Origin of the sequence: Enterococcus sp. DIV1224 (genome assembly GCF_050555455.1) — a bacterium.
Taxonomy (GTDB): domain Bacteria; phylum Bacillota; class Bacilli; order Lactobacillales; family Enterococcaceae; genus Enterococcus_B; species Enterococcus_B lactis.
The window spans coordinates 1,574,705-1,600,669 of sequence record NZ_CP187859.1 but is presented as its reverse complement, the minus strand read 5'-3'; the positions used below and the strand labels follow the sequence as shown (position 1 = coordinate 1,600,669).

23 protein-coding genes, 1 pseudogene and 1 riboswitch are annotated in these 25,965 nt (G+C 38.3%); of the genes and pseudogenes, 20 read left to right on the top strand and 4 right to left on the bottom strand.

What is annotated here, in order from left to right; genetic code table 11:
* Positions 1 to 14 precede the first annotated feature (14 nt).
* A complete protein-coding gene (codY, locus tag IGK53_RS07775) occupies positions 15 to 806 on the top strand; it encodes a GTP-sensing pleiotropic transcriptional regulator CodY (RefSeq protein ID WP_002290223.1) in 792 nt (263 codons plus the stop codon).
* An 81-nt stretch (positions 807 to 887) separates the two neighbouring features.
* Positions 888 to 1,763 carry an aldose 1-epimerase family protein gene (locus IGK53_RS07770; protein ID WP_002290227.1) on the top strand — a complete coding sequence of 292 codons (876 nt, stop codon included), beginning with the start codon at positions 888 to 890 and terminating at the stop codon, positions 1,761 to 1,763.
* Positions 1,764 to 1,907: 144 nt separating this feature from the next.
* Here IGK53_RS07770 and plsY read toward each other — a convergent pair whose 3' ends face one another.
* Positions 1,908 to 2,546, bottom strand: a complete 639-nt coding sequence (plsY, locus tag IGK53_RS07765; RefSeq protein WP_002290229.1) for a glycerol-3-phosphate 1-O-acyltransferase PlsY — start codon at positions 2,544 to 2,546, stop codon at positions 1,908 to 1,910.
* 126 nt (positions 2,547 to 2,672) lie between these two features.
* On the opposite strand from plsY, the gene IGK53_RS07760 reads away from it, so the two are divergent.
* The 8 genes and pseudogenes from IGK53_RS07760 to IGK53_RS07725 all read left to right on the top strand — a co-directional run.
* Complete coding sequence (locus tag IGK53_RS07760; RefSeq protein WP_002329104.1) at positions 2,673 to 3,107, top strand: CoA-binding protein; 435 nt, start codon at positions 2,673 to 2,675, stop codon at positions 3,105 to 3,107.
* A 165-nt stretch (positions 3,108 to 3,272) separates the two neighbouring features.
* Positions 3,273 to 5,318, top strand: coding sequence for a DNA topoisomerase IV subunit B (parE, locus tag IGK53_RS07755; RefSeq protein WP_002329105.1), 2,046 nt, complete (start codon positions 3,273 to 3,275; stop codon positions 5,316 to 5,318).
* An 11-nt stretch (positions 5,319 to 5,329) separates the two neighbouring features.
* Positions 5,330 to 7,780, top strand: coding sequence for a DNA topoisomerase IV subunit A (gene parC, locus IGK53_RS07750; protein WP_002329106.1), 2,451 nt, complete (start codon positions 5,330 to 5,332; stop codon positions 7,778 to 7,780).
* Positions 7,781 to 8,056: 276 nt separating this feature from the next.
* Positions 8,057 to 10,288 (top strand): formate C-acetyltransferase, encoded by a 2,232-nt coding sequence (pflB, locus tag IGK53_RS07745; protein WP_002290234.1) that lies wholly within the window; start codon positions 8,057 to 8,059, stop codon positions 10,286 to 10,288.
* A 243-nt stretch (positions 10,289 to 10,531) separates the two neighbouring features.
* Positions 10,532 to 11,293 carry a pyruvate formate-lyase-activating protein gene (gene pflA, locus IGK53_RS07740; RefSeq protein WP_002290235.1) on the top strand — a complete coding sequence of 254 codons (762 nt, stop codon included), beginning with the start codon at positions 10,532 to 10,534 and terminating at the stop codon, positions 11,291 to 11,293.
* An 84-nt stretch (positions 11,294 to 11,377) separates the two neighbouring features.
* A complete protein-coding gene (locus tag IGK53_RS07735) occupies positions 11,378 to 12,304 on the top strand; it encodes a manganese-dependent inorganic pyrophosphatase (protein ID WP_002290236.1) in 927 nt (308 codons plus the stop codon).
* 181 nt (positions 12,305 to 12,485) lie between these two features.
* On the top strand, positions 12,486 to 13,367 hold the full coding sequence (locus tag IGK53_RS07730; protein ID WP_002290237.1) for a DUF1803 domain-containing protein: 882 nt from the start codon (positions 12,486 to 12,488) through the stop codon (positions 13,365 to 13,367).
* An 84-nt stretch (positions 13,368 to 13,451) separates the two neighbouring features.
* A pseudogene (locus IGK53_RS07725) lies at positions 13,452 to 13,661 on the top strand (GNAT family N-acetyltransferase); the annotation flags it as partial.
* Between the two features lie 137 nt (positions 13,662 to 13,798).
* Here the strand turns inward: IGK53_RS07725 and IGK53_RS07720 are convergent.
* On the bottom strand, positions 13,799 to 14,431 hold the full coding sequence (locus IGK53_RS07720) for a hypothetical protein (RefSeq protein ID WP_430604683.1): 633 nt from the start codon (positions 14,429 to 14,431) through the stop codon (positions 13,799 to 13,801).
* Between the two features lie 147 nt (positions 14,432 to 14,578).
* Complete coding sequence (locus IGK53_RS07715; protein WP_002289260.1) at positions 14,579 to 15,121, bottom strand: DUF2179 domain-containing protein; 543 nt, start codon at positions 15,119 to 15,121, stop codon at positions 14,579 to 14,581.
* 134 nt (positions 15,122 to 15,255) lie between these two features.
* Between IGK53_RS07715 and IGK53_RS07710 the strand changes: the two genes are divergently transcribed.
* The 4 genes from IGK53_RS07710 to IGK53_RS07695 all read left to right on the top strand — a co-directional run bounded on the left by IGK53_RS07710 (position 15,256) and on the right by IGK53_RS07695 (position 18,360).
* Entirely contained in the window at positions 15,256 to 15,645 is a 390-nt protein-coding gene (locus IGK53_RS07710) for a hypothetical protein (protein ID WP_002290241.1), read from the top strand.
* Positions 15,646 to 15,648: 3 nt separating this feature from the next.
* On the top strand, positions 15,649 to 16,407 hold the full coding sequence (locus tag IGK53_RS07705) for an alpha/beta fold hydrolase (RefSeq protein WP_002290243.1): 759 nt from the start codon (positions 15,649 to 15,651) through the stop codon (positions 16,405 to 16,407).
* Between the two features lie 135 nt (positions 16,408 to 16,542).
* Entirely contained in the window at positions 16,543 to 17,490 is a 948-nt protein-coding gene (locus IGK53_RS07700) for a LacI family DNA-binding transcriptional regulator (RefSeq protein ID WP_430604682.1), read from the top strand.
* 129 nt (positions 17,491 to 17,619) lie between these two features.
* On the top strand, positions 17,620 to 18,360 hold the full coding sequence (locus tag IGK53_RS07695; RefSeq protein ID WP_002329107.1) for a hypothetical protein: 741 nt from the start codon (positions 17,620 to 17,622) through the stop codon (positions 18,358 to 18,360).
* A gap of 290 nt (positions 18,361 to 18,650) precedes the next feature.
* Here the strand turns inward: IGK53_RS07695 and IGK53_RS07690 are convergent, their stop codons facing one another.
* Positions 18,651 to 19,319, bottom strand: coding sequence for a YitT family protein (locus IGK53_RS07690; RefSeq protein ID WP_002290249.1), 669 nt, complete (start codon positions 19,317 to 19,319; stop codon positions 18,651 to 18,653).
* Positions 19,320 to 19,451: 132 nt separating this feature from the next.
* On the opposite strand from IGK53_RS07690, the gene IGK53_RS07685 reads away from it, so the two are divergent.
* From IGK53_RS07685 to IGK53_RS07660, 6 genes are all read left to right on the top strand, one after another.
* Entirely contained in the window at positions 19,452 to 19,739 is a 288-nt protein-coding gene (locus IGK53_RS07685; RefSeq protein ID WP_002290251.1) for a hypothetical protein, read from the top strand.
* A 416-nt stretch (positions 19,740 to 20,155) separates the two neighbouring features.
* Complete coding sequence (locus IGK53_RS07680; RefSeq protein WP_002290253.1) at positions 20,156 to 21,694, top strand: ABC transporter permease/substrate-binding protein; 1,539 nt, start codon at positions 20,156 to 20,158, stop codon at positions 21,692 to 21,694.
* Complete coding sequence (locus tag IGK53_RS07675; RefSeq protein WP_002290255.1) at positions 21,691 to 22,656, top strand: ABC transporter ATP-binding protein; 966 nt, start codon at positions 21,691 to 21,693, stop codon at positions 22,654 to 22,656. The genes IGK53_RS07680 and IGK53_RS07675 overlap by 4 nt, the downstream gene beginning before the upstream one ends.
* Positions 22,643 to 23,965: a dihydrolipoyl dehydrogenase family protein gene (locus IGK53_RS07670; RefSeq protein WP_002290257.1), complete on the top strand. Its 1,323-nt coding sequence runs from the start codon at positions 22,643 to 22,645 to the stop codon at positions 23,963 to 23,965. Before IGK53_RS07675 ends, IGK53_RS07670 begins: the two co-directional genes overlap by 14 nt.
* A gap of 62 nt (positions 23,966 to 24,027) precedes the next feature.
* Positions 24,028 to 24,132, top strand: a riboswitch (TPP riboswitch).
* A gap of 73 nt (positions 24,133 to 24,205) precedes the next feature.
* A complete protein-coding gene (locus IGK53_RS07665; protein ID WP_002329108.1) occupies positions 24,206 to 24,949 on the top strand; it encodes an ABC transporter permease in 744 nt (247 codons plus the stop codon).
* 14 nt (positions 24,950 to 24,963) lie between these two features.
* Entirely contained in the window at positions 24,964 to 25,956 is a 993-nt protein-coding gene (locus IGK53_RS07660) for an ABC transporter substrate-binding protein (protein WP_002329109.1), read from the top strand.
* Positions 25,957 to 25,965: the final 9 nt, after the last annotated feature.

Sequence of the window (25,965 nt, the reverse complement as noted above, 5' to 3'; positions counted from 1 at the left end):
ATCGGAGGACGACAATGACAGACTTGCTAACGAAAACCCGCAAGATAAACACACTTTTGCAGCAAAAGAATACTTTTGACATGCAAGCAGATTTGCCTTACGATAAAATGGCTGTCACATTAGGTGGTATTCTTGACAGCAACACCTATATCATAGGAAGTGACGGAGTATTACTAGGTTATAATGAACGCCACGATGTGAATAATGAACGAATCAAAACAATGTTTGTTGAGAAACAATTTCCTGAATCTTACACTGATACAGTGGCACAGCTGATGAAAACTGAAGCTAATATCCCGATTACAAGTGATATTACTGCGTTTCCGGTAGAGTCAAGAGAAAAATACCCATTTGGTTTGACGACTGTCGTTCCAATCTTTGGAGCTGGCGAACGTCTGGGGACGATCATTTTATCTCGCATGGAACAATCGTTTGCAGATGACGATCTCGTCTTAGCAGAATATGGAGCTACGGTTGTCGGTATGCAGATCCTTTATCAGAAGTCTCGAAGTATCGAAGCTGATGTACGGAGTGCAACGGCTGTTCAAATGGCAATCAACACATTGTCTTACAGCGAGTTAAAGGCTGTACAAGCCATTTTTGAAGCATTGGATGGAGATGAAGGACGTTTGACTGCTTCTAATATCGCCGATAGCATCGGAATCACTCGTTCTGTGATCGTCAATGCTTTACGAAAATTGGAATCAGCTGGAATCATTGAATCTCGCTCGTTAGGCATGAAGGGAACTTATTTAAAAGTATTGAATTCCCGTTTTAAAGACGAATTGGCAAAACATAGTTATTAGAAACAAGGGGACTGGGGCGGATATAGATGTTTGCTCCAGCCTTCCCATTTTAAAAAGTAAGTCGAAGTTGGAGGAATGGCAATGACTGTTATTATTCAAAATGACCAGCTGATCGCTGAAATCGCTGAACACGGTGCGGAATTGATCAGTTTAAAATCAAAAGAACACGGTTTAGAGTATATCTGGCAAGGTGATCCAGCGTATTGGGGTAGACATGCACCAGTTTTATTCCCTTTTGTTGGACGCTTAAAAGATGACCAGTATGTTTACCAAGGGAAAACATATCAAATGGGACAACATGGATTTGCCCGAGATATGGATTTTGAAGTCATTGAACATGGACAAGAAATGGCTAGTTTCATCTTGCGGAGTACACCGGAGACATTAGAAAAATATCCTTTTGATTTTGAATTAGTGATTAGTTATGAATTAGGAGGAGACGGTATCACGGTCCATTACCAAGTAGCAAATACAGGTGAAGAAGAAATGTTCTTTTCTATCGGTGGACATCCTGCTTTCAATGTACCTCTTGAAGAAGGATTGTCATTCGAAGACTTTTATCTAGCATTTTCTCCATTGAAATCAAGATTACGCCTGCCTTTGAAAGGCCCATTCATTGATATGGATCAAAAGACGTTAGGACAAACAAATACGAATTTGGCTTTGAATCGGGAGCTTTTTGATCAAGATGCATTGGTTTTTGAAACAAGAGGATTAAATGCGTACGCCATTCGGAGTGAAAAATCTTACCATAGCATAACTTTAAGCTATAAAGATATGCCTTATGTAGGAATCTGGTCTCCTTATCCAAAAGAAGCCCCTTTCGTGTGTATCGAACCATGGTGTGGAATTGCTGACACGGTGAATAGCAGTGGAAACTTGATGGAAAAAGTAGGAATCAATCAACTAGGTGCCCATGAAATCTTCAAGACAAAATATTCGATCACAGTGAAGTAAGAGGGTGTAAAAAAGCTATTCTACATCAAGTAATAAGAGGTTGTGGCAGAAGTGGTCAGCTTCTGGAACATCGTTTGTTCGAAAAAAGGGAGTGTGACATGGATTTGTCACACTCCTGTTTTATCTCTTTGGACTGAAAAAGTGTCAGGATTTTTTCTTGCTGCTGTTCAAACCAAATGGGATTCGACTTTCCGTATGGTTTCTGATACGCTTGATATTGTCTTTGTGACGATAGAAGATAAAGGAAGAGACTAAAAAGGCAATGATCGTCAGCAACCAATTGGGCTTAGCCAAAATCACAGGAGCTACATAAGGAAGGACAATCGTGGATAAAGTGATCAACGCTGCACTGATCATACTGCTCAAACTTACCATACTTGTACAAAATAGACTAACGATAAAAATGATACAGGAATAAACAAAAAATACAGGATTGAATCCTAAAAGCATTCCTGCACTTGTCGCAACAGCTTTTCCTCCTTTAAACCCAGCAAATATCGGAAATGTATGACCAAGAATCGCACATACCCCAAACCAAAGAGGGTTAGTCCCAGAAAGGTGAAAAATCATCGGCAGACAAGTAGCCAATGTACCCTTTAAAATATCCATAAGAAGGACAACGATCCCGGCGGTTTTGCCTAATACCCGAAATGTATTGGTGGTTCCAGTATTACCGCTCCCATGTTGCCGGATATCTTTTTTGAAAAACAATTTGCCGATCCAGACACCGGAAGGAATAGAACCTAAAAGATATGCTAAAATAAGTAATAAGATCAATTTCATTTTTTACCCTCTCTCAAGTTAAAAACTATCCTTTATTTTAGCATGAATAGGTAACAGGAACAATTGAAAAAATGAAAGATACAAGTATAATAGATGAAATAAAAAGAAAAGCAAGGGGTGACAGAAATGTCTATAAAAAATCCAACACAAGAAACGATTTTTAACTATTTGAAAGAAGCAAAAAATATTGCCGTCGTAGGCTTGAGCAATAAACCAGAGCGAACAAGTTACATGGTTGCACAGGTATTGCAAGACAATGGATATAAAATCATACCAGTAAATCCATTATTGGCTGGTGAAGAAATTCTAGGAGAGAAAGTCTATGCGAATGTAACAGAAATCGATGATCCAATCGATATCGTAGATGTATTTAGACGGAGCGAATTTTTACCTGAAGTAGCAGCTGATTTTTTGAAAACCGATGCTAAAGTGTTTTGGGCACAACTAGGGATCGAAAACGAAGAAGCAGATGAGATGCTAAGAAAAGCAGGACGCACAGACATCGTAATGGATCGCTGTATCAAGATTGAACTTGGTAAGTTGAAAGAAAACCAAAAATAAAAATGACCACAAAGAAGAGATGATCGATAGAGAGGAATGTCGAAAAAGCGGTTAGGAGATAATTAAAATTGATTTCTCATCTAACCTCTTTTTTTTCACGACCTTTTCTAGTATGATAATCGTGGTGCGGTTTTGCCGCAAAGTATTATTGAAGGAGCGTTTGCCTTGGCAAAAAAAGTAAACAACGAATATAATGACTCGTCCATCCAAGTATTGGAAGGATTAGAGGCAGTTAGAAAAAGACCAGGGATGTACATTGGATCCACTGACAGCCGAGGCTTGCATCATTTAGTCTATGAAATCGTCGATAATGCAGTTGATGAAGCATTATCAGGATATGGCAGTGAGATTGATGTGACCATCCATGAAGACAATAGTATAACTGTTGCAGATAGCGGACGCGGGATGCCTGTAGGGATGCATGCTTCCGGAATCCCAACAGTTGAAGTGATTTTTACTGTGCTGCATGCTGGCGGAAAGTTTGGCCAAGGAGGGTACAAAACTTCTGGTGGACTTCACGGTGTAGGAGCCAGTGTGGTAAATGCCTTATCGAAATGGCTGACTGTAACAATCGTTAGAGATGGCGTAGAGTATCAGCAGAAATTTAAAAACGGCGGTAAACCTGACGGTACGTTGAAAAAGATAGGAAAAACAAAAAAAGCAAACGGGACGATTGTCCATTTTTTACCAGACGATACAATATTCAGTACAACAAAATTTTCATATGAAATTTTAGCCGAACGGTTAAGAGAATCTGCCTTTCTTCTAAAAGGCGTTAAAATCTCACTTTCTGATCTTCGGGGAGAAGAACCAGTCAAGGAAGTTTTCCATTATGAAGAAGGAATCAAAGAATTTGTTGATTACCTGAATGAAGAAAAAGATACATTGACACCGGTCGTTTATTTTTCAGGAGAAAAAGAAGGCATCGAAGTAGAGGTCGCTTATCAATACAATGACGGGTATTCAGAAAATGTCTTATCGTTTGTCAATAACGTTCGAACAAAAGATGGTGGAACCCATGAAGCTGGAATGAAAGCGGCAATGACGAAATCTTATAACGAATATGCGAGAAAAGTCGGCTTGCTGAAAGAACGGGACAAGAATCTGGAAGGTAGTGATTTCAGAGAAGGATTAGCTGCTGTTCTCTCTATCCGTGTACCTGAAAATCTTCTGCAATTTGAAGGCCAAACGAAAGAAAAACTTGGTACGCCAGTTGCTCGTACCGTAGTAGATAACGTCATCAGTGAACAAATGGGCTTTTATTTGCAGGAAAATAGCGAAATGAGCCAGATGTTGGTCCGTAAAGCAATCAAAGCGAGAGAAGCGAGAGAAGCAGCACGTAAAGCCAGAGAAGAAAGCCGAAATGGGAAGAAGCGTAAAAAAGGCGAATCTCTTCTTTCAGGAAAATTGACACCCGCACAATCCCGAAACCCTAAGAAAAATGAATTGTATTTAGTCGAAGGGGATTCTGCCGGCGGATCTGCTAAACAAGGAAGAGACAGAAAGTTCCAAGCAATTCTACCTTTACGAGGAAAAGTCATTAATACCGAAAAAGCTAAAATGCAAGATATCTTGAAAAATGAAGAAATCAATACGATGATCTATACGATTGGTGCAGGAGTCGGCCCTGAATTTTCTATCGAAGACTGTAATTACGACAAAGTAATTATCATGACCGATGCAGATACTGACGGCGCTCATATTCAAGTATTACTGCTTACTTTCTTTTATCGTTATATGAAACCGCTGATTGAAGCTGGGAAAGTATATATCGCGTTACCGCCTTTATATAAAGTATCCAAAGGACAAGGGAAGAAGCAAGTCATTGAATATGCGTGGACAGATGACGAATTGGCAGCAATGATTAAAAAAGTCGGCAAAGGATATATGCTACAGCGATATAAAGGACTTGGAGAGATGAATGCGGAACAATTGTGGGAAACAACGATGGATCCAACTTCCCGTACGTTGATCCGCGTCCGTATCGACGATGCTGCGCAAGCTGAGCGTCGAGTAACCACACTAATGGGTGACAAAGTAGAACCTCGAAGAAAATGGATCGAAAATCACGTACAATTTACGTTGGAAGAAGATGGCAGTATCTTAGATAAAAAAGAGGATGCTGAAATCTCTCCTTCGGTTTCTAATGAATTGTTAGATGAAGAACGAGCAGATAAAAACGAAGACAATCAGTTATTTGAAGTAGAATAGGAGGTCACCTGATGGAAAATCGACAAGAAGTACAAGAATTAACTTTAGAAGAAGTGATGGGTGACCGCTTCGGACGTTATTCCAAATATATTATCCAAGAACGTGCACTGCCTGATATCCGTGATGGATTGAAACCAGTACAACGCCGGATATTATTTGCCATGAACAAAGATGGCAATACGTATGACAAAGGATTCCGTAAATCAGCAAAATCTGTCGGAAATATCATGGGGAATTATCATCCTCATGGTGACAGCAGTATTTATGAAGCGATGGTCCGCATGAGCCAAGATTGGAAGTTGCGGGAAGTACTGATCGAGATGCACGGAAATAACGGGAGTATGGACGGTGATCCACCTGCTGCGATGCGTTATACTGAAGCCAGATTATCCAAGTTAAGTGGAGAGATGCTAGCAGATATCGAAAAAGAAACAGTCGATCTCGTGTGGAATTTTGATGATACAGAAAAAGAACCAACAGTCCTTCCAGCTCGATACCCAAACCTTCTAGTCAATGGATCGACAGGTATATCTGCTGGATATGCGACAGAAATCCCGACTCATAACTTAGCTGAAGTGATCGACGGCACAATCTATATGATCGATCATCCACAAGCGAGCCTTGAAAAATTGATGGAATATATTCCTGGACCTGACTTCCCAACAGGAGGGATCTTGCAAGGAAAAGATGAAATCAAAAAAGCTTATGAAACAGGGCGAGGAAAAGTTATTCTTCGTTCGAAAACAAAGATAGAAGCAATGAAGGGCAATAAACAGCAAATCGTGATCACTGAAATCCCATATGAAGTAAATAAAGCGACATTGGTGAAAAAAATGGATGAGATCCGTTTGAATAAGAAAATCGACGGAATAACTGAAGTGCGAGATGAAAGTGATCGAACTGGTCTGCAAATTGTCGTTGAATTGAAAAAAGACGCCAATGCTCAAGGAATTTTGAATTATTTGTTCAAAAACACTGAGCTACAGATCAATTACAATTTCAATATGGTCGCTATCGATCATATGACTCCGCATCAAGTTGGACTGAAAGACATTTTAAGAAGTTATATCGAGCATCGAAAGCAAGTCATAACAAAACGCAGCCAATTCGATTTAGCCAAAGCTCAAAAAAGACAGCATATCGTGGAAGGCCTGATGAAAGCTTTATCGATTCTGGATGAAGTAATCGCAACGATTCGTGAAAGTAAAGACAAAAAAGACGCCAAAAAGAATTTAGTCGACGTTTTCCAATTTACAGAAGAACAAGCAGAAGCAATCGTCACATTGCAACTATATCGTTTGACGAACACAGATATCACAGAGCTTCAAAAGGAATCCGAAAGCTTGATTGCACAAATCACAGAGTTAAATAAAATCCTTTCAAACGACAAAGAGCTTTTCTCTGTTATGAAAAAAGAATTGCGAGAAGTGAAAAAAAATTACTCTTCCGCTCGTCTGACGACAATCGAAGACGAAATCGAAGAAATCAAAATCGATACGCAAGTTTTAGTGGCGCAAGAAGACGTAATCGTCAGTGTGACACGAGAAGGCTATGTGAAGCGAACAAGCCTTCGTTCTTATAGTGCTTCGAAACCAGAAGAAATCGGGATGCGAGAAGGCGACTACTTGCTGTACTCAGGTGAATTGAGCACATTGGACCATGTTCTTCTGATTACGAATAAAGCAAATGTGATCTACCGTCCTGTTCATGAACTACCCGATTTGAAATGGAAAGATGCTGGCGAACACATTTCTCAAACAATCTCCAATCTGTCTGTAGATGAATCGATCTTAGCTGTTTTCCCATATCAAAAAATCCAAGCAGAGAAAACATTTGTATTCATCAGCAAGAATGGATTGATCAAGCAAACACGAATGACAGAGTTCGAACCATGGCGCACCTACAAGAGCCGTCCGCTCAGCTGTATGAAGCTAAAGGCGGAAGAAGATGAACTTATTGCTGTATATCTGAAAGAAGATCAGCCAGGCTTAGATGTGTTCTTAGTAACGCATCAAGGAATGGGCTTGCGCTATCCTTTAACAGATGTTCCCGTTGTTGGAGCAAAGGCAGCTGGAGTGAAGTCTATGAATTTGAAAGATGGAGATAGGATTGTCAATGGACTGCTTGTGTTAGCAGACGGAGATACGCCGATCGTAATCGTTACTCAGCGAGGAGCTGTGAAACGCATGCTTGCTCAAGAAATCAGCCAAACTTCACGTGCGAAGCGGGGAGTGACGGTCATGCGTGAGCTGAAAAAAAATCCGCACCGCATTATCTATATGTCGGAAGGAAGATCAAAAGAAATAACCTTGATGAATCAAAAAGGACAACAGATAACGATTGATCCAACGGATTTTCCTATAGGTGATCGAACATCGAATGGTTCGTTTGCTATGGACGAGAAAAAAGGTGGAGAAGTCATCGAAGTTATCGATGCTCCTGAGATTTTCATCGAATCATAACTGTTATGGTATTTTAGTGAAGAGGGGCCATCTGTATTAATACAGATGGCCCCTCTTTTTCATTCATTTTTAATAAATCCTTATACGTTTGCAAAAAAAGATGAAAGTGTTCACAATGCTTAAATATTGGTATATCAACGTTACTTTCAATATACATAGATAAAACATAAAAATTGTTAAATAAAAAACAAGAAAACCCTTGCAAAGATAAGGTGCTGTGTTATACTAATCACGTAAAAACTGTTACATAAAACAGAAATTTAGGAGGTCCATACAATGGAGCAATGGAATGGATTTAAAGGTACCAAATGGAAAGAAGGCGTAGACACTAGAGACTTTATTCAAAACAACTACACTGAATATCGCGGTGATGACAGCTTTTTGGAAGGCCCAACAGAAGCAACAGAAAAATTATGGGATGAATTGCAAAAGATGAATGATATCCAATTCGAACGTAACGGTGTCTATGATATGGACACAGAAATCGTATCAACCATTACTTCCCACGATGCAGGCTATTTGGATAAAGATTTGGAAAAAATCGTCGGTCTACAGACAGACAAACCTTTGAAACAAGCATTCATGCCGTTCGGTGGAATCAATATGGCTAACAATGCGCTGAAAAGCAATGGCTATACACCAAACGATGAATTAACACATATTTTCACTGACTGGCGCAAAACACATAATCAAGGGGTGTTTGATGCTTATACTGCCGAAATGCGTGCAGCTCGTAAAAACAAAATCATTACAGGGCTTCCAGACGCTTACGGTCGCGGACGTATCATCGGCGACTATCGTCGTGTGGCATTGTATGGAATCGACTATTTGATGGAACAAAAGAAAAAAGATCATGATATGACTGGTTATCATACGATGAGTGAAGAAGTGATTCGTTTACGTGAAGAAATCACTGAACAATATCGTGCATTAGCACAAATGAAAGAAATGGCTGCAAAATACGGCTATGATATCTCTAAACCAGCTGCAAATGCAAAAGAAGCTGTCCAATGGTTATACTTCGGTTATTTAGCAGCAATCAAATCACAAAATGGCGCTGCGATGTCAATCGGACGTATCTCAGCATTCCTTGATATCTATATCCAACGTGATTTGGATAACGGAGTAATCACAGAAAAAGAAGCGCAAGAATTGATCGATCACTTAGTAATGAAATTACGTATGGTCAAATTCGCGCGTACACCTGAATACAACCAATTATTCTCAGGTTTCCCTATCTGGGCTACTTTATCCATTGCTGGTATGGGCTTAGATGGTCGTTCATTAGTGACGAAGAATGATTTCCGTCTGCTTCACACATTGACAAATATGGGACCTTCACCAGAACCAAACTTGACTGTTTTGTACTCTGAACACCTTCCAGAAGGATTCAGAACATATGCGAGCCGAATCGCTATTGAAAGTTCTTCGATTCAGTTTGAGAATGACAATCAGCTTCGTGAACAATGGGGTTCTGATGATTGTGCGATTGCTTGCTGTGTATCAGGAACAGTTGTTGGAAAAGACATGCAGTTCTTTGGTGCTCGTGCTAACTTGGCTAAAACACTATTATATGCTATCAATGGTGGGGTCGATGAAGTGACTGGCGCCCAAGTTGGACCAGAATATCGTCCAATCACATCAGAAGTACTAGATTTTGAAGAAGTGAAACATAACTTCATGAATATGATGGATTGGTTAGCAGAACTATATGTCAATACGTTGAACATCATTCATTACATGCATGATAAGTATTCTTATGAAGCAGCTCAGCTTGCCTTGATGGATTCTGACTTGCAGCGCACATTTGCTACAGGTATTGCTGGAATCTCTCATGCGGCAGACAGCTTGTCAGCCATCAAATATGCAAAAGTAAAAGCAATCCGTAATGAAAAAGGAATAGCAGTTGATTTTGAAGTAGATGGCGACTTCCCTAAATACGGAAATGATGATGACCGTGCAGATGAATTAGTTTCATGGATCTTGGAATACTTCATGGGACAAATCAAACGTCATAAAACTTACCGCAACTCAAAACCAACAACTTCATTATTGACGATTACTTCAAATGTTGTTTACGGTAAAAATACAGGAAATACTCCTGATGGCCGTGAAGCTGGAAAACCACTTGCGCCAGGAGCAAACCCAAGTTACAATGCAGAACAAAGTGGGTTATTGGCCAGCCTGAACTCAACAGCTAAAATGAATTACGGCTGTGCATTGGATGGAATTTCAAATACCCAAACAATCAATCCTTCTGGTCTTGGAAAAGAACAAGATACAAGAATCGAAAACTTGCGTAATGTCTTAGACGGATACTTCTCAAAAGGGGCTTATCATTTGAATGTCAATGTATTCAGTAATGATCTATTGCGTGATGCAATGGAAAATCCAATGAAATATCCGAACTTGACGATCCGGGTATCTGGTTATGCAGTTAAATTCCGTGACTTGACAAGAGAACAACAACTAGATGTCTTGATGAGAACTTCACACGACAGAATGTAAAAAAGTTTAGGAAACAGCCTTTCGACTCAGTGCCGAAAGATCGTTAGATATCCTTCGCATCATAATCGAATGATCAGTATGCTTATTTGAAAGACACGATTTACAGGGGCAGGACAAGTATGTTCCGTCCCTGTAAATTTTACACATAACGAAGCGGTGATTGCGAAAAATTTTGTTCAGAAAGCTTCGCTTCGACAGCTAACTTGTACTTAAAATGAAATCAAAGAAAAGATGTGAATTTAAATGGAAGAAAAAACAATCGGATATGTTCATTCTATCGAAACTTTCGGTTCAGTAGACGGCCCTGGACTGCGCTTTGTCGTGTTTATGCAAGGATGCCGCATGCGTTGCCAATTCTGTCACAATCCTGATACTTGGAATATTGGCGGAGGGAAAGAGTACTCAGCAGATGAACTTTTAGATAAAGCGGAACGCTTCAGACCTTACTGGGGAGATAAAGGTGGGATTACTGTTAGTGGCGGAGAGCCTCTATTGCAGATCGATTTTTTGATCGAACTATTTAAAAAAGCAAAAGAGCGGGAAATGCATACTACATTGGATACATGCGGAAAACCTTTTACGTATGAAGAACCCTTCTTCTCTCGTTTTCAAGAATTGATGAAGTATACAGACTTACTGTTATTTGATATCAAACACATCGATAATGAAGAGCATAAAAAACTAACGCATTGGGACAATGAAAATATTCTAGAAATGGCTCAATATTTGTCAAAAATCAACAAACCGGTTTGGATTCGCCATGTACTAGTTCCTGAGCGAAGTGATTATGATGAATATTTGATCCGACTAGACAACTTTATCCAAACCTTGTCAAATGTAGACAGAGTAGAGATCCTTCCTTACCATACGATGGGAAAATACAAGTGGGAAACACTTGGTTTGAAATATCCATTGGAAGGAATCGAACCACCTACAAAAGAACGTGTCGAAAATGCTAAACGATTGCTTCATACAGAAGAGTATACAAAATATTTAACGCGATAGAACGCATCGGAAAGAAGTTAAGTATTGCTTCTTTCCGTTTTTTTGCTATTATTAAATAGGAGAAATCACAAAGGAGCGAATGACATGTCAAAAATTTTAGTTTTTGGTCACCAAAATCCAGATACAGATGCAATTGGGGCAGCCATTGCCTTTTCACACTTGCAAAATGAATTAGGTAACGAAACAGAAGCAGTTGCTCTAGGTACACCTAATGAAGAAACACAATACGCATTAGACCACTTTCAATTATCTGCACCACGAGTAGTAGAGTCAGCTAAAGCAGAAAATGCAGATGTCATGCTTGTGGATCATAATGAATTCCAACAAAGTATTTCAGATATCAGCGAAGTAAATATTTTGGCTGTAGTAGACCACCATCGTATTGCAAACTTTGAAACAGCTAATCCATTGTACTATCGTGCAGAACCAGTTGGATGTACAAGTACGATCATTTTAAAACTATATAAAGAAAACCAAGTAACGATCCCTAAAGAAATTGCTGGGATCATGCTTTCAGCTATCATTTCAGATACATTGTTGTTCAAATCGCCAACATGTACGCCTGAAGACGAAGCAGCTGCAAAAGAACTTGCAGCAATCGCTGAAGTAGATCTAACTGCCTATGGTCTTGAAATGTTGAAAGCCGGAACGAATCTAAGTGATAAATCAGCTGCGGTTCTTCTTGATTTGGATGCAAAAAGTTTCCCAATGGGCAGTTCCAATGTGCGTATCGCTCAAGTCAATACAGTGGATCTGAATGAAGTGATGGATCGACAGGCAGAACTAGAAGCAGCGATGGAAGAAGAAATGAAAGCAAATGGCTACGATTTATTCGTATTAGTTGTCACAAATATCTTAGACAGCGATTCAGAATTACTTGTTGCTGGTAAAGGAAAAGAAAAAGTAGAAGAAGCTTTCCAAACAACTTTGACCAACAACCGAGCTTTGCTTAAAGGTGTCGTTTCACGTAAAAAACAAGTCGTACCTCATTTGACGGCTGTATTCAGCTAGTCAAATGGTAGGATGAAGCATTCAAAATGAATGGGATAAGCGATTGAATAAAAAGAAACACAGAACATACTAAAAGTCTAAGAAATGGAGGAGAATAACAGTCAAACATGACTCTTGTTCTTCCTCCTTTTTATGTAAAAGCCTTTTAAGTAAAATAAAATGGATAGAAAAGAGAACATATATGGACTATTATTATTCAAAAAATAAGGAAAACTTTTATCAAAAACTGACCGGTGATCCGCTTTTTTCTTTATTGACCGATTATCTATATGAACATCGAGAAAAAGAAACGATTCTAAGAGAATTGAAAAAAGAATTTCCGCAAAACAAATTTTCTCATTTTCTTGATTTATTGATCGATGCAGGATTAATCAAGAGAGAAGAACGAAGATATCATTTGAACTTTCCAGTATTTGATCCCAACGATTACTTGCAACAAGCCACTTCGGCTGCTGAAATCATAGCCGATCAATTGAAGAGACTCTCTGTGGCTGAACAAAAATTAACGATGGGAGAAGTTATTTGGGCGTATTGTTTTGAAGATGAACGAAAAGAAGCATATTTTTATGGAGTAAGAAACAGCCCAGAGACAGAATTGCTGAGAACGACTGCAGGAAATCAGAAGTACCGTTTTATTACACTTTCCTCTAAAGAACACTTCCCGCTTACGTTGGCTAATTATTTTTTTATACAAAAGAATCAGCTTCCTGTAACGAAGGCATTTAAAGAATTAGCCGAACTTATTGGAGATGTAAATGAAGCGTACTTTTTTGATCAAATAGAAGTTATCGTTGACAGGATACGTAAGAATAAATATAAAAATCGTCGGCCTAGTATTTTCCATCAGTCATTACTTGTGACGAATACCATAAAGGAAGAAGAATCATTTACACTAGCATTGCCTATTGTCGAAAAAAACAATCTTGAGATCGAATTTCCAACATTGGATCCTTCATTGACAATGGAGGAAACGGCCTTTCTTAAACGACAAATCTTTTCTGAGCTGAGCAAAAAATTTATGCCGCATGCATTTTCTTATATCAAAGAATATGGAGCAATATAGAACAATATAGAGCAGCTTTGGTGAGTAGAATCTAAGAGAGCAGTAAGCAAAAATTATGCTGATTCTTGCAAGAGAAGTCTTTCTCTTCTTTTATGGTTAAAAGAATTATTCGAGTATTTTGCCTATCTACCACATATTGGATTCACTACATGGTCTGGAAACAAAGGAATGCAAAAAATTGGTGAGAAATGTGGAATGACAAAGGAAGGAGTCATAAGAAAAGTTAGATTTTTAAATAATCAATATTATGATTCAATCAAGTATGGCATTCTAAGGGAAGAACTAGCCGATTAGATTAAGGAAGTCCATTTGGTGATCCAGAATCACTCAGAAACGAATGGTAAGTCATTATTAATCATCTATCCAATCTTGGGATATTCTTTTAGATTGAAGTGTTTAAAATTAAAAAAGCATTTATGAAGTCGTCATAGTCAGGCTTCAAAATGCTTTTTATTTTGTTTCTTTTTTCTTTGCCACATAAATACACCTAGACTGACGATGAAGAGCATATCCAACAGATTTCCTGCGACTTGGATCGTCGAAGGGTTGGCCAATGGTATCAAAGCAAGGACAAAAAAAGAAAACAAGCTGTAGATAAAACATGTGACAGGAACTAATCGAAAGAAGAGCGGACATCTCATTTGGCTAAAAATGAGTGAAAAAATAAAATAAGTGAAAATAGATAAAATCACGACTAAACCATTCATGATAAAGAAGAAAAGCGTATTGTGATTAAACGAATAAAAAAGGATAGCTAAAAAAGAAAACGTTTTAAATGCAATCAATACACCTGAAGCTTCATTTAACGTACCAGGATGTCGATGAAAAAAATAGGCACCGAAATACACAGAAAACATCAAGCCGCATAGAGAAGATAGAATCAAAAAAAACGGATTTTCTTCGGTTTCTGTAATATCAGAATGATCCAAAAGCAACCAGCCTAATGCACTAGAAGGCGCATGTGAGGTCTCAACGTACGAATAACATAGAAAAAATAAAATCGTCAAAGTTGCAAAAAAAGAGCCTAAATGTAAAAAATTAGTTGTTTTACGTTGAATTTCCATAATATCTCCAAATTAAATTGATAAGTATATAAAGTATAATAACAAATCAATGAGTATATGTCGATATTTTTTAATCAAAATTATAAATAAAAACTGTCGAACATCTAAAATTTAATTTATATGTTCGACAGTTTTTTAATTTGTGAGTTATTTTCCTTGTCTTTTTCTTACTTTTTTAGTCCAAAAACCACCTGAAATATATTTTGGTTCATATGAGATGATGAAAGCACGCTCTTCAATTTCTTTGATCAGACGATACAGTTCACGTTCGCTTTTTCTAGGAGAAAGTATTTCCAAGACCAGTCGCTCGCCTTCTAGACCCATTGCAGAAGTTTGTGTCACACCGTAACCGTGTTCTCTCAGTATACCAGGCAAACTTTTATCTTCCGCGCTATTTGCTGGCAAAATCGTTGTGACCATGATGTATCCTAATGCCAGCTTGTCTTCAATCAAAATCCCAACACTGATACCTACTGCGTAACCTAGCGCATAGACAAATAAATTCAGCGGATTATCTAAACGATCCAATACAAGAGATAGCCCTACGATATATATCGTGATCTCAACCATACTGACAAGGGGAGCAATCAGCCGGTAGCCTTTCATTGTCAGCATAAAACGTAACGTGTTCAAAGTGATATAAGCAAAATTGATGAGGAAGATCATCCCCAACATTTTAGGATCAATCATTTGTAAAACTCCTTTCATTTGTATAACAACAATATCAAAAAAAATCGCAAGTGAAGAAAAATTGAAACTTTATTGGTACCAAAAAATGATAAAATGATTATAATAGAATTATAAAGATAGGTTAGGTGATTAAAATGAAAACGGTCAATCGAGTGTTTTGTGCCAGCCACGTGCTCAGTCTCCTTCTCAGTATATACTTAGGTGTCTATGCGATTCAACAGCCAATTGATGTAGAGAACATTGTTTTTCAGATGTCGCTGACAGATGGTTTGATTCTAAGCGTTTTTTTCTTTTTGATACTATTTATTGGTAATATTTTCGGTAGCGTTGCCAGTTTTTTGAATTTCTCTATTTATCCTCTCCTTTCGCTAGCATTAGGAGTGGTGGGGCTTTGTTCCCTATTCTTATTTCCTGAGCCATTCAGTCCTGCATTTATATTATTTGGTATACTGAACCTGTTCCAGACGACTGTCGGATCATGGTTGCTATGGCGATCAGGAAATTTAATGAAAATAGGTGAGTAACCATTGAATCCAATTATATTGAAACGTTCTGTCAATCAAATTCCAGTGCTAGAAGTTGTCCTGAAAGAATTAAGAGAAGAACGGATTCCCGTTGTCATCTATTATCACGGATGGCAGACAAGTAAGGAGTTAGTTTTGACACAAGGAAGGAAAATTGCACAGCAAGGTATTCGAGTGATCCTGCCAGATGCGATGAATCATGGGGAACGAAAACAGCCAGTTTCTTCTATTCCATCCTATACATTTTGGGATAGTATCTACGGGAACTTGTTTGAGTTTGACACGCTTATCAAGCATTTAGAAAAAAGAGATCTTTTACATGATCGGCTTGCAGTTGGCGGGGTTTCGATGGGCGGAATGACAACATGCGCGTTGTTAGCCAAGCATCCTCATATAGCAGCAGGTGTATGTTTGATGGGATCTCCTGCGCCTCTGGAATATGGGAAAGAAATTGCAAGACGAGCGTCAGAATACAACTATATCTTGCCAAAAGACTATTTTGATCTGATCTCGTGGGTCAAGAGTTATGATTTATCATTGCAGCCGAAAAAGCTAGCTGGACGCCCTCTGTTCTTTTGGCATGGACAAGCAGATGAAAAGATCCCTTATATACAAACGGAAAGATTTGTAGAGAAAAACCGGCATGAGCCTTACGGAAAAGAAATTGTTTTTCGTTCCTCCAAAACACAGCGACACATGGTACAAATACCACTGATGGAGGAAGCTTCCGCTTTTTTAGCAAAGAATTTGATAAAAAAATAGAAATAGCTGAATCGGAAAATCACTTAAGGAGGATAGGAGATTTTCTGATTTTTCTTTTGGGCTATAATGAACCCTGTTAGGAAAATTTGGTATAATTGGTAATAAGAACGACAACATGTTAGAAAGGAAGAGAGAATGCCCACTTTAGCAGATGTTGCAAAACGTGCCAATGTTTCAAAAATGACGGTTTCTCGAGTCATCAATCATCCGGAACAGGTGACGGATGAATTGAAAGAGTTAGTTTTCTTAGCAATGGCTGAATTGGATTACCGCCCAAATATTGCTGCAAAAGCACTTGTCACGAATCGGTCACAGATCATCAAATTATTTATACTGGAAGAAATCGACACAACCGAGCCCTATTACATGAATTTGCTGATGGGGATCGCTAAACGGATCGGAAAAGCGCATTATTCTCTCCAACTAGTTACAAATGACGCATTCGATGTCGGTTCTTGTGATGGATACATCATCACAGGTGTCAGAAAAAAAGACTTCGATTGGATTGACCGCTTGGAAAAACCAGTTGTTTTGTTTGGAGAAAATTGTGAAGGATATGACTATGTAGACAGCGATAATGAATATGGTACAGCAAAAGCAACGCAATATGCCTTAGAAAGAGATTACCAAACAATTATTTATATCGGGATCGAAGTGGACGAATCTTTTGAGCTTTCAAGGGAAGCTGGTTACTTATCTGTGATGAAGGAAGCTGATCTTCCAAGTAAAATCTTGCGATTTCCAAATCATTCGACAGAAGTAGAAAGATATATGATAGAAAACTGGGCAGGTTTCACCGATAAAACTTGTTTTGTATGCAGCTCAGATCGACTGGCACTAGGAGCGGTAAGAGGAATTGTAAATGCTGGTGGGCACTTGCCGGAAGAATTTGGTGTGATCGGCTTTGATGGCGTGTTTTTAGACCAAATCAGTTCGCCTAAATTGACAACGATCAAGCAAGATATTATCCGTATGGGGGAAGTATGCGGGGAAATGTTGCTGAAAAAAATAGAAGAGAAAGGGGCAAGTCAAGGTTATCGTCGTTTTTTCCCTGAACTAGTCATCAGAGAAACGACAAATTAAGCCTCATTACTTTTTATATATTTATGAAATTCATCGCTATTTTCTTAAAATAATCAGCGCATTGCTACTGAAAACAAAAAATCTGTGCTATTATTGAGAAAAGTTCCATTTTTGAGAAGGATGGTTTGAATGAAAGAAATCAGACGAAAACATTTCCGTTTTCCTGCGTACGATGACGAGTTAGGCGTAAAATTAACCAGCGAGAAGAAGCGGGTATTATTTGACGGACAGGAAGATCTTTTGACTGAACAGAATCAGCACCCGTTTGAACAAATGAAAGAATTCCATTTCACGAACACAAACACTGAACAGGTCCGACGCAAGCGCCGTGCAACAAATGGATTGAAGTCAGCTCCGCGTAAGGAAAATTTGGAAAAACATAAAGAAAAATTACCGGATTATACTGGACATCATCACTCAGAACTCACGTCGACTGGACGAAAAAAACTTTTTGGTGAGTCTTCTCGTCCTGTCAGGCAAAGTGAAACGAGGACAGAGTCTCGAAATACTATGAGAAGTTCATCTGTGGACACAAAGGTACGGGAACGTTCTTATTTTGTTCCTAAATATGTACCTGCATCTATTATTCCAGACCCTAGAGAAAGTAAAATTTCTGAAGAGCATTTGATCGAATCAATGAAAAAAACAGATGACTCTTATCTGTTGTTTGATACAGAACCAACGCCTTATCAAGAAAAAAGAAATGATGAGCCTTCTGTACGCACGTTCAATCGAACAAAAACATTAGAGGAAACAAAGCAGTCAGAAGAAAAAAAATCGAAAAAAAGCCATAGTATCTTAGAACGTTCACTGCAAGGGCTGATTGACGATCAGGGAAATTCTTTAGGAGAGAATAGCTATTTTAAATAAGTCAAATACAACCTTGTATTATGTTATAGTGGGGAAGGAAACGCTGCGGCGTTTCTTTTTTTATACTCTACTCGAATGATTATATCGTAACCTAATCTTTTTTTCTTAGCTGATGTTTTCTGCCGTGAGCAAGAGGAGAAAGGGTGAAGAGTAAAAAACAAACTATTTTCACAGATTGTCTGCAAAAATAGTTTGTTTTCATATTTTATAAAAAATTTTATTGAAAGAATATACGTCGTAGTTTACATAATGATCTTTTAGTAAAGTAAATAAAATAGTAAAAATAAGAATCAGTGCTCTAACTGTTCAAGAGGATCAAGTGGTTCAAATGTTTCTGTAGTCTGTTTTGCTTCCAATTGGGGTAAAACAGATCCAATTTCCAGATACTTCACTTTATTCAATGTATAAGATAGAATAGAACAGCTAAGCAATGTATACAGAAAATGTGTGAGATCCAAATAAAGCAAGGAGACAACTAAAATACCAAAAGTGATCAAGAAAAGACTTTTGCCAATCTTAATATGAAAATATTTTTCAATGGCTTGGTAAATGATATCTGTTCCGCCTGTGCTTCCGCCAAATCGAAAGACGAGACCGCAACCAATGCCAGAAAGAATCCCTGTCATCAAACTATTGATCAGTAGACTATCTACAGCAAAATGTATATGAAGGCTTTCCCATAAATGTAAAAAGAAAACCAGCGCAAATGTTCCGACGATCGTCCGAAGAAAAGCGTGTTTTCCAAAAAGAAACAATGAGATAAGCAGTAAAGGTAAATTAAAAAGCAGCGAAGTGATAGAAGGCGCGAATCCAAAAAGATTATGCAAGAGCAAAGCAATACCAGTAACACCACCGTCTGCCAGTTTAGATGGAATATTGATGCCTGTCACAGCCAATCCATAGATCCCTGCGCCTAAAATGATTCCGCACAATTCTGTCATTAAATTTAATTTTTTCATTTCTAGCCTCTTTTCTTTTGAAAATTTTCAGCAACCTCTTCATTATACTGACTTATACTCTTTCTTCAAGAGGAAAATGAAAAAAATTTATTTTTGGTTGTTTCTTCCAAATTATCAAAAAGGAGTGGAAAAATGCGAGCAGCAGACTTATTGACAATTCTTACAAAATCACCCAAAAAAACAGATTATCAAGGTGTTTTTTTGGCTCAAGACCAAAAACTGATTCCTGTGACAAGAATCCAGATAAATGAATCGTATCAATTCATCTTTTTATTTGAACAAGGCAAAGCACCACTTGCTATGAAAGAAATCTTTCTATTTTTGATGAAGAACCGTGAAAAAGCTGTTTATTATCAGTCAAAAGAAGAACTCATTCCGCTTTATGGAGTGAAAGAGATAGAAAATAAAGTGGTGATATAAGTAAAAATAAGAAAACAAGACGTTTATGATGCCAAAACAACCGTTTTTTACATTTTTGGCAAAAAAGTGTCATGATACAGTATAATACTTGTTGAACAGGCCAATAAAGGTGTTCTCCCCCACGAGATTTCTACTTTATTGGCTGTTTCTTTTTATTTAAAAGAAAAGTTGTATATGAAAAACGATACGGTTGATTCCGAGTGATCATTTCGTATAGATGTATTGGATGTTCGTTTTGAAGAAACGAGAACCAATACATCTATCCGATTTTGTTGCTCGGATTCTTTTTTTATCCGCATATTAGAGGTGATTTTTCTATTAATTACTGATGCCCTAGTAGGGTTAAGGTAAGTCAAGTTAGTTGGGAAAATGTAAAGAAATGTTTATACTTAAAGAATAACAGAAAGGAAGGTCGCATGAATAATTTTATACAAACATTAAGTGAAAGAAAAGGCGAATTGCTGGAAGCTGCATTTCAACATCTGTCTATTTCTCTCATTTCTTTGCTGATTGCAGCACTGATTGCTATTCCTCTAGCAATTTGGGCAGCTAATCATAAAAAAATGGCAGAAGTCTTATTGCAGATCACGGGTGTGCTTCAAACGATTCCTTCACTTGCCTTATTAGGGTTACTTATCCCATTTGTAGGGATCGGAACTGTTCCAGCATTGATTGCACTTGTTATTTACGCTTTGCTTCCGATTTTCCAAAACACGTATATTGGTCTAGCTGAGATTGACCCGTCTATTGAAGAAGCGGCGGTAGCATTTGGTATGTCCAGAATGAGACGCTTGCTGAAAGTAGAACTTCCCATCGCATTGCCTGTCATTATCTCAGGTATCCGAACTGCCTTAGTTTTGATCATCGGTACGGCTACTTTGGCGGCATTGATCGGAGCAGGTGGATTAGGAACATTTATTTTATTAGGTATCGACCGCAACACACCAGTTTTAACATTGATTGGTGCAATCAGTTCTGCCTTGCTTGCCATTATATTCAGCGGATTGATTCGCTGGTTGCAGCATAAGAAACCTCGATATTCTATCATTACTTTAGCAGCCGTGGTGTGTTTATTTGGGGGCGTTTCTTTATATCAGTCTGCCTTGTTTAAAAATGAAACCATCACGATTGCTGGAAAATTAGGAGCGGAACCTGAAATCCTGATCCAAATGTACAAAGAATTGATTGAAGACAACACAAAAACAGAAGTTGAATTAAAACCGAATTTCGGCAAGACTAGTTTTTTGTTCAATGCCTTGGATCAAGGGCAAATCGATATCTATCCTGAATTCACAGGGACTGTCCTAGAAAGCTTGGTGAAGGTACCTGAAGCAATGAAAAGTGCTGATTTGACAAAAGAAAAAACATATGACGAAGCAGAAGAATTATTGAACAAACAATTCGATATGACATTATTGAAACCAATGGCTTATCAAAATACGTATGCCTTGGCGGTCAAGAAATCTTTTGCAGACGAGCATCAACTTAAAAAGATTTCCGATTTAGCAGCAGTTTCTGATCAGATCAAAGCGGGATTCACACTGGAATTTATTGATCGTTCCGATGGATATAAAGGAATTCAAGAAGCATATGGATTGAATTTTTCAAGTGTACAAAGCATGGAACCAAGTTTGCGTTACCAAGCAATCAATAATGGAGATGTCAATATTGTGGATGCTTATTCCACAGACAGCCAACTCAAGGAGTATGATCTAGTCACTCTAGAAGATGATCAAGGGCTATTTCCAGCTTATCAAGGCGCGCCACTGATGAAAACAGATTTCGCCAAGGACCATCCTGAAATCGTTGAAGCGCTGAATAAATTAAGCGGAAAAATAACAGAAAATCAAATGATCGATATGAACTATCAAGTCAATGTCGAAAAGAAAAAACCGGCAGAAGTAGCACGAACCTTCCTGGAAAACGAAGGATTACTAAAGGAGGGAGATCAGTGACTAAATTAATCGAATTCAAACATGTGCAAAAAAAGTACGATGGAAAATATGTCATTGATGACCTAACTCTTGCAATCAAAGAAGGAGAAATCTTTGTTTTGGTTGGGCCTTCCGGTAGTGGAAAAACAACTACTTTGAAAATGATCAATGGATTATCTAAACCATCAGCAGGAGACATCTACTTCAAAGGAAAATCGTTAAATGAATATAATCTGCAGAAAATGCGGTGGAATATGGGGTATGTGCTGCAGCAAATCGCTTTGTTCCCGACCATGACAGTCAAGCAAAACATTGAAGTCATCCCTGAAATGTTAGGTTGGGAAAAGCAGAAAAGAGCAGACCGTGTAGATGAACTTCTTCAAAAAGTTGGCTTATCTCCTGATATTTATCGAGATCGTATGCCTAGAGAGTTGTCTGGAGGAGAACAGCAACGAATCGGGATCATCCGAGCTATTGCTGCAAGCCCAGATGTGATTTTGATGGACGAGCCATTTAGCGCATTAGATCCTATTTCAAGAAATTCATTACAAGAATTAGTTTTATCTTTACATGAAGAACTGGGAACGACCATCGTTTTCGTTACGCATAACATGGAAGAAGCAATCAAGCTAGGAGATCGTATTGCGTTTATGAAAGATGGAGAAATTATCCAATGCGACACACCAGAACAGTTATTGATGAATCCTAAAAATGAATATGTACGGCATTTCTTTGATGAACCGAAACAGACGAAAGAATGGCGAGTCGAAGATTTAGTCGTCAATGGATATTTTTTAAAAGAAGTACCAAAAAACAGTCATCAACAAGTTTGCCTTGATACGCCTCTGAAAGAAGTGTATACACTTCTTTCAGTGTACCCAAACATTGTGATAGTAGAAAAAGGAAAAAATATTGGTTCACTGACAAGTAAAGAAGTCTTTACTTTTTTAAGTCGAGAGGAGGAAGAAAATGAAAACATATGAGGCAATCGTCATCGGTTCAGGTGTGAGCGGCTTAAGTGCTGCTTATGGATTGAAAGAAGCAGGTAAAACAGTACTAGTGGTCGAAGAAGATCTATGGGGCGGGACTTGTCCTAACCGTGGATGTGATCCTAAAAAAGTCTTGTTAAGTGCTGTAGAAGCCCGTAATCGGATAAAACAATTGAATGGAAAAGGATTTAACGAGATCCCAACCGCTAATTGGGAAGAACTCCAAAAATTCAAACGCACATTCACAGATCCAGTTCCAGAAAATCGGAAAAAACAATTGGCGGAAGCTGGAATCGATCATCTTTCAGGGACCGCTCGTTTCTTAGACGACTCATCTATTGAAGTCAATGAAGAAGTTTTTCATGGAGATTACTTTGTTCTGGCAACAGGCCAAAGACCCACGATCTTACCAGTGGAAGGAAAGGAATACTTGAAGACTAGTGCAGATTTTTTATCATTGCCTGTACTGCCTAAAGAAATTATTTTTATCGGCGGCGGATATATTGCTTTTGAACTGGCTACGATTGCCAATGCTGCAGGGAGCAAAGTAACCATTGTCCATCATAATCAACGACCATTAAAAGAATTTGAGGCGTCTTTGGTAGAGGAAGCCGTCCATCAAATGGAAGCATCTGGCATTCAGTTTGCTTTTGATGTTGAAACCCAAAAGATCATCTCGGAAGGAACTCGATATCGTTTAGTCGGAAAAGAGACGGAATTAGTAGCAGATATGATTTTTTGTGCGACTGGGAGACAGCCGAATACAGAATCTTTAGCACTTGAACAAGCGAATGTCGTCTTTGATAAACACGGGATTGAGGTCAATCATTATCTGCAAACGAGCAATCCAAAAATTTTTGCGTGTGGAGATATTGTTTCAAGGAAAACACCCAAATTGACACCAGTCGCCACTTTTGAAGGAAATTATGTAGCTAAGCGGATAACGGATGCAACAAGCGAACCTATCAAATATCCGATTATACCCACGATCGTCTACGCCAGTCCTAAACTTGCTGAAGTAGGAGTTACAAAAAGTCACGCCTCTTCGTCAGATCAAGTGGTGGAGATGGATCTTACCAGTTGGTTCACCTATCATCGCGTCAATGAACCAGTTGCTAAGGCTGAATTGACCTTTGACCAGCAAAATTATTTGATTGGTGCTGCAGTGATTAGCGAGCAAGCAGATGAATTGATCGATGATTTGACACTAGTCATCAATCAAAAATTGACTAAAAAAGAGTTGGATGGCTATATCATGGGGTATCCGACATTGGCAAGTGATCTCTCCTATTTATTGAAATAATCAGCATGATAACTAAAGCGCTTGTTGCTTTTTCCTTCTTGTGCTACACTTTAAAAAATGAATACCTGTTTCTGGGGATGTCGTAGACGACATGAGAGTAAGTTGTGAACTTAGACCCATTGAACCTGTCAGTTAATACTGGTGAAGGGAGAAACATAGCAGACGCTTGAAGCGGGTTACTATGTCGTGCCCATTTCAAGCGTTTTTTGTTATCCATATTAGAAGAAAGGAGGCGTCAAAATGAAGAAAAATCTTTATCCAGCAGTCAGTATGGCATTCATTTTAATTATTTGGCAGATCGTTGTCTTAGTTTGGAAAATACCCGCTTTTATTTTACCCGGACCTGCTGCTGTATTTTCTGCGTTAACAGCAGATGCACACGTATTACTTTCCCATTCTGTCACAACATTAAATGAAGCAGTGATTGGTTTGGCAATAGCTAGCGTTCTTTCTTTTATTACTGCTTTGGCAATGGATTATTGGAAGTTCTTAGAAATGTCTTTTTATCCATTACTAGTGATTTCTCAAATGTTGCCAATCATGGTGTTAGGGCCATTACTGACCCTATGGTTTGGTTTCGGTATGCTTCCAAAAGTGATCCTTGTTGTCTTGATAAGCTATTTTCCGATCGTAGTTTCTTTTTCGGATACATTGAGGAAAGTATCGAAGGAGCAAATCATCTTTTTGAAAACGATGGGAGCAGATACAGGGAAGATTTATCGAATATATAAAATACCAGCGGGTTTATCCGGATTCTTTTCCGGTTTAAAAGTGGCCGCTACTTATTGTGTCAGCGGAGCAGTCGTTGGAGAATGGCTAAGCGCTCAAGCAGGCTTAGGGTATTATATGATACGCGTAAAAAACAGCTACCAGATCGATAAAGTTTTTGCTGCGATCATTTGTGTCATTCTATTGAGTTTATTGCTGAATGGCGCTTGTTCATTATTGAAAAAAGGGTATTATCGTATGCTTTATATTTTTTAAGAGAAGGGGATCAAATGAAAAAATTATGGCTTTTATTACCGCTACTGTTGCTTTTATCCGCTTGTGGCACTGCAAAGGAAACAAGTAGCAAACAAGAAACGAAGGATTTGAAAAAAGTGACACTTGTTTTGGATTATGTACCGAATACTAATCATACTGGCATCTACCTAGCAAAAGAAAAAGGCTATTATAAAGAGGCTGGTTTAGATGTCCAAATCATCGAACCAGGAGATAATTCGACAAGTATTGGTCTAGTAGGTGCGGACAAAGCACAATTTGGTGTAAGTTATCAAGAAGATGTCACTTATGCTCACGCAGATGGACAGAATATACCAGTCAAAGCAATTGCTACAGTGATCAAACATAATACTTCTGGATTCGCCACCCTATCAGACAGTAACATCCATTCACCAAAAGATTTTGAAGGAAAAACATATGCAGGTTGGCAAAGTCCAAGTGAAGAAGCTGTCTTAAAAGCTGTGATGGAAAAAGACGGCGGTGACTTTTCAAAACTGACAATGGTAGGAAGCAATGGAGAAGGGCCAGAAAGCTTAGGAAAATCCTCAGATATCCAATGGTACTTTGAAGGTTGGGATATGATCAAAGCAAAAGAAGCCGGTATTGAACTAAACTATATCCCATTGAAAGAATTAGATGAACGGTTAGATTACTATACTCCGGTAATTATTACGAATGATCAACTGATCAAAAATGATCCAGGATTGGTACAGTCTTTTATGGATGCCACGAAAAAAGGCTATCAGGAAGCTATTAAGGATCCAAATGACAGTGCTAAACTGTTGCAAAAATATGCAAAAGGAAATGATCGGACGTTTTTAGAAGAATCACAAGCATTCTTATCAAAAAATTATACGGATGATCCTGAGAATTGGGGATTGATGGAAGAAAAAGTTTGGCGCAATTATACAGCTTTTATGCAGGAAAACGGATTGATCAAACAAGATGTACCTTCGAAAGAACTATTCACTAATCAGTTTATAAAATAGGAGTGATAG

Coding starts and splice junctions, on each gene's coding strand:
- codY (WP_002290223.1), top strand. CDS start 15: ATGACAGACTTGCTAACGAAAACCCGCAAGATAAACACACTTTTGCAG.
- parC (WP_002329106.1), top strand. CDS start 5,330: ATGGAAAATCGACAAGAAGTACAAGAATTAACTTTAGAAGAAGTGATG.
- IGK53_RS07720 (WP_430604683.1), bottom strand. CDS start 14,431: ATGGAAATTCAACGTAAAACAACTAATTTTTTACATTTAGGCTCTTTT.
- pflA (WP_002290235.1), top strand. CDS start 10,532: ATGGAAGAAAAAACAATCGGATATGTTCATTCTATCGAAACTTTCGGT.
- IGK53_RS07695 (WP_002329107.1), top strand. CDS start 17,620: ATGAAAGAAATCAGACGAAAACATTTCCGTTTTCCTGCGTACGATGAC.
- IGK53_RS07665 (WP_002329108.1), top strand. CDS start 24,206: ATGAAGAAAAATCTTTATCCAGCAGTCAGTATGGCATTCATTTTAATT.
- IGK53_RS07760 (WP_002329104.1), top strand. CDS start 2,673: ATGTCTATAAAAAATCCAACACAAGAAACGATTTTTAACTATTTGAAA.
- IGK53_RS07710 (WP_002290241.1), top strand. CDS start 15,256: ATGAAAACGGTCAATCGAGTGTTTTGTGCCAGCCACGTGCTCAGTCTC.
- IGK53_RS07670 (WP_002290257.1), top strand. CDS start 22,643: ATGAAAACATATGAGGCAATCGTCATCGGTTCAGGTGTGAGCGGCTTA.
- IGK53_RS07690 (WP_002290249.1), bottom strand. CDS start 19,319: ATGAAAAAATTAAATTTAATGACAGAATTGTGCGGAATCATTTTAGGC.
- IGK53_RS07715 (WP_002289260.1), bottom strand. CDS start 15,121: ATGATTGATCCTAAAATGTTGGGGATGATCTTCCTCATCAATTTTGCT.
- IGK53_RS07735 (WP_002290236.1), top strand. CDS start 11,378: ATGTCAAAAATTTTAGTTTTTGGTCACCAAAATCCAGATACAGATGCA.
- pflB (WP_002290234.1), top strand. CDS start 8,057: ATGGAGCAATGGAATGGATTTAAAGGTACCAAATGGAAAGAAGGCGTA.
- IGK53_RS07730 (WP_002290237.1), top strand. CDS start 12,486: ATGGACTATTATTATTCAAAAAATAAGGAAAACTTTTATCAAAAACTG.
- IGK53_RS07700 (WP_430604682.1), top strand. CDS start 16,543: ATGCCCACTTTAGCAGATGTTGCAAAACGTGCCAATGTTTCAAAAATG.
- IGK53_RS07680 (WP_002290253.1), top strand. CDS start 20,156: ATGAATAATTTTATACAAACATTAAGTGAAAGAAAAGGCGAATTGCTG.
- IGK53_RS07770 (WP_002290227.1), top strand. CDS start 888: ATGACTGTTATTATTCAAAATGACCAGCTGATCGCTGAAATCGCTGAA.
- plsY (WP_002290229.1), bottom strand. CDS start 2,546: ATGAAATTGATCTTATTACTTATTTTAGCATATCTTTTAGGTTCTATT.
- IGK53_RS07660 (WP_002329109.1), top strand. CDS start 24,964: ATGAAAAAATTATGGCTTTTATTACCGCTACTGTTGCTTTTATCCGCT.
- IGK53_RS07685 (WP_002290251.1), top strand. CDS start 19,452: ATGCGAGCAGCAGACTTATTGACAATTCTTACAAAATCACCCAAAAAA.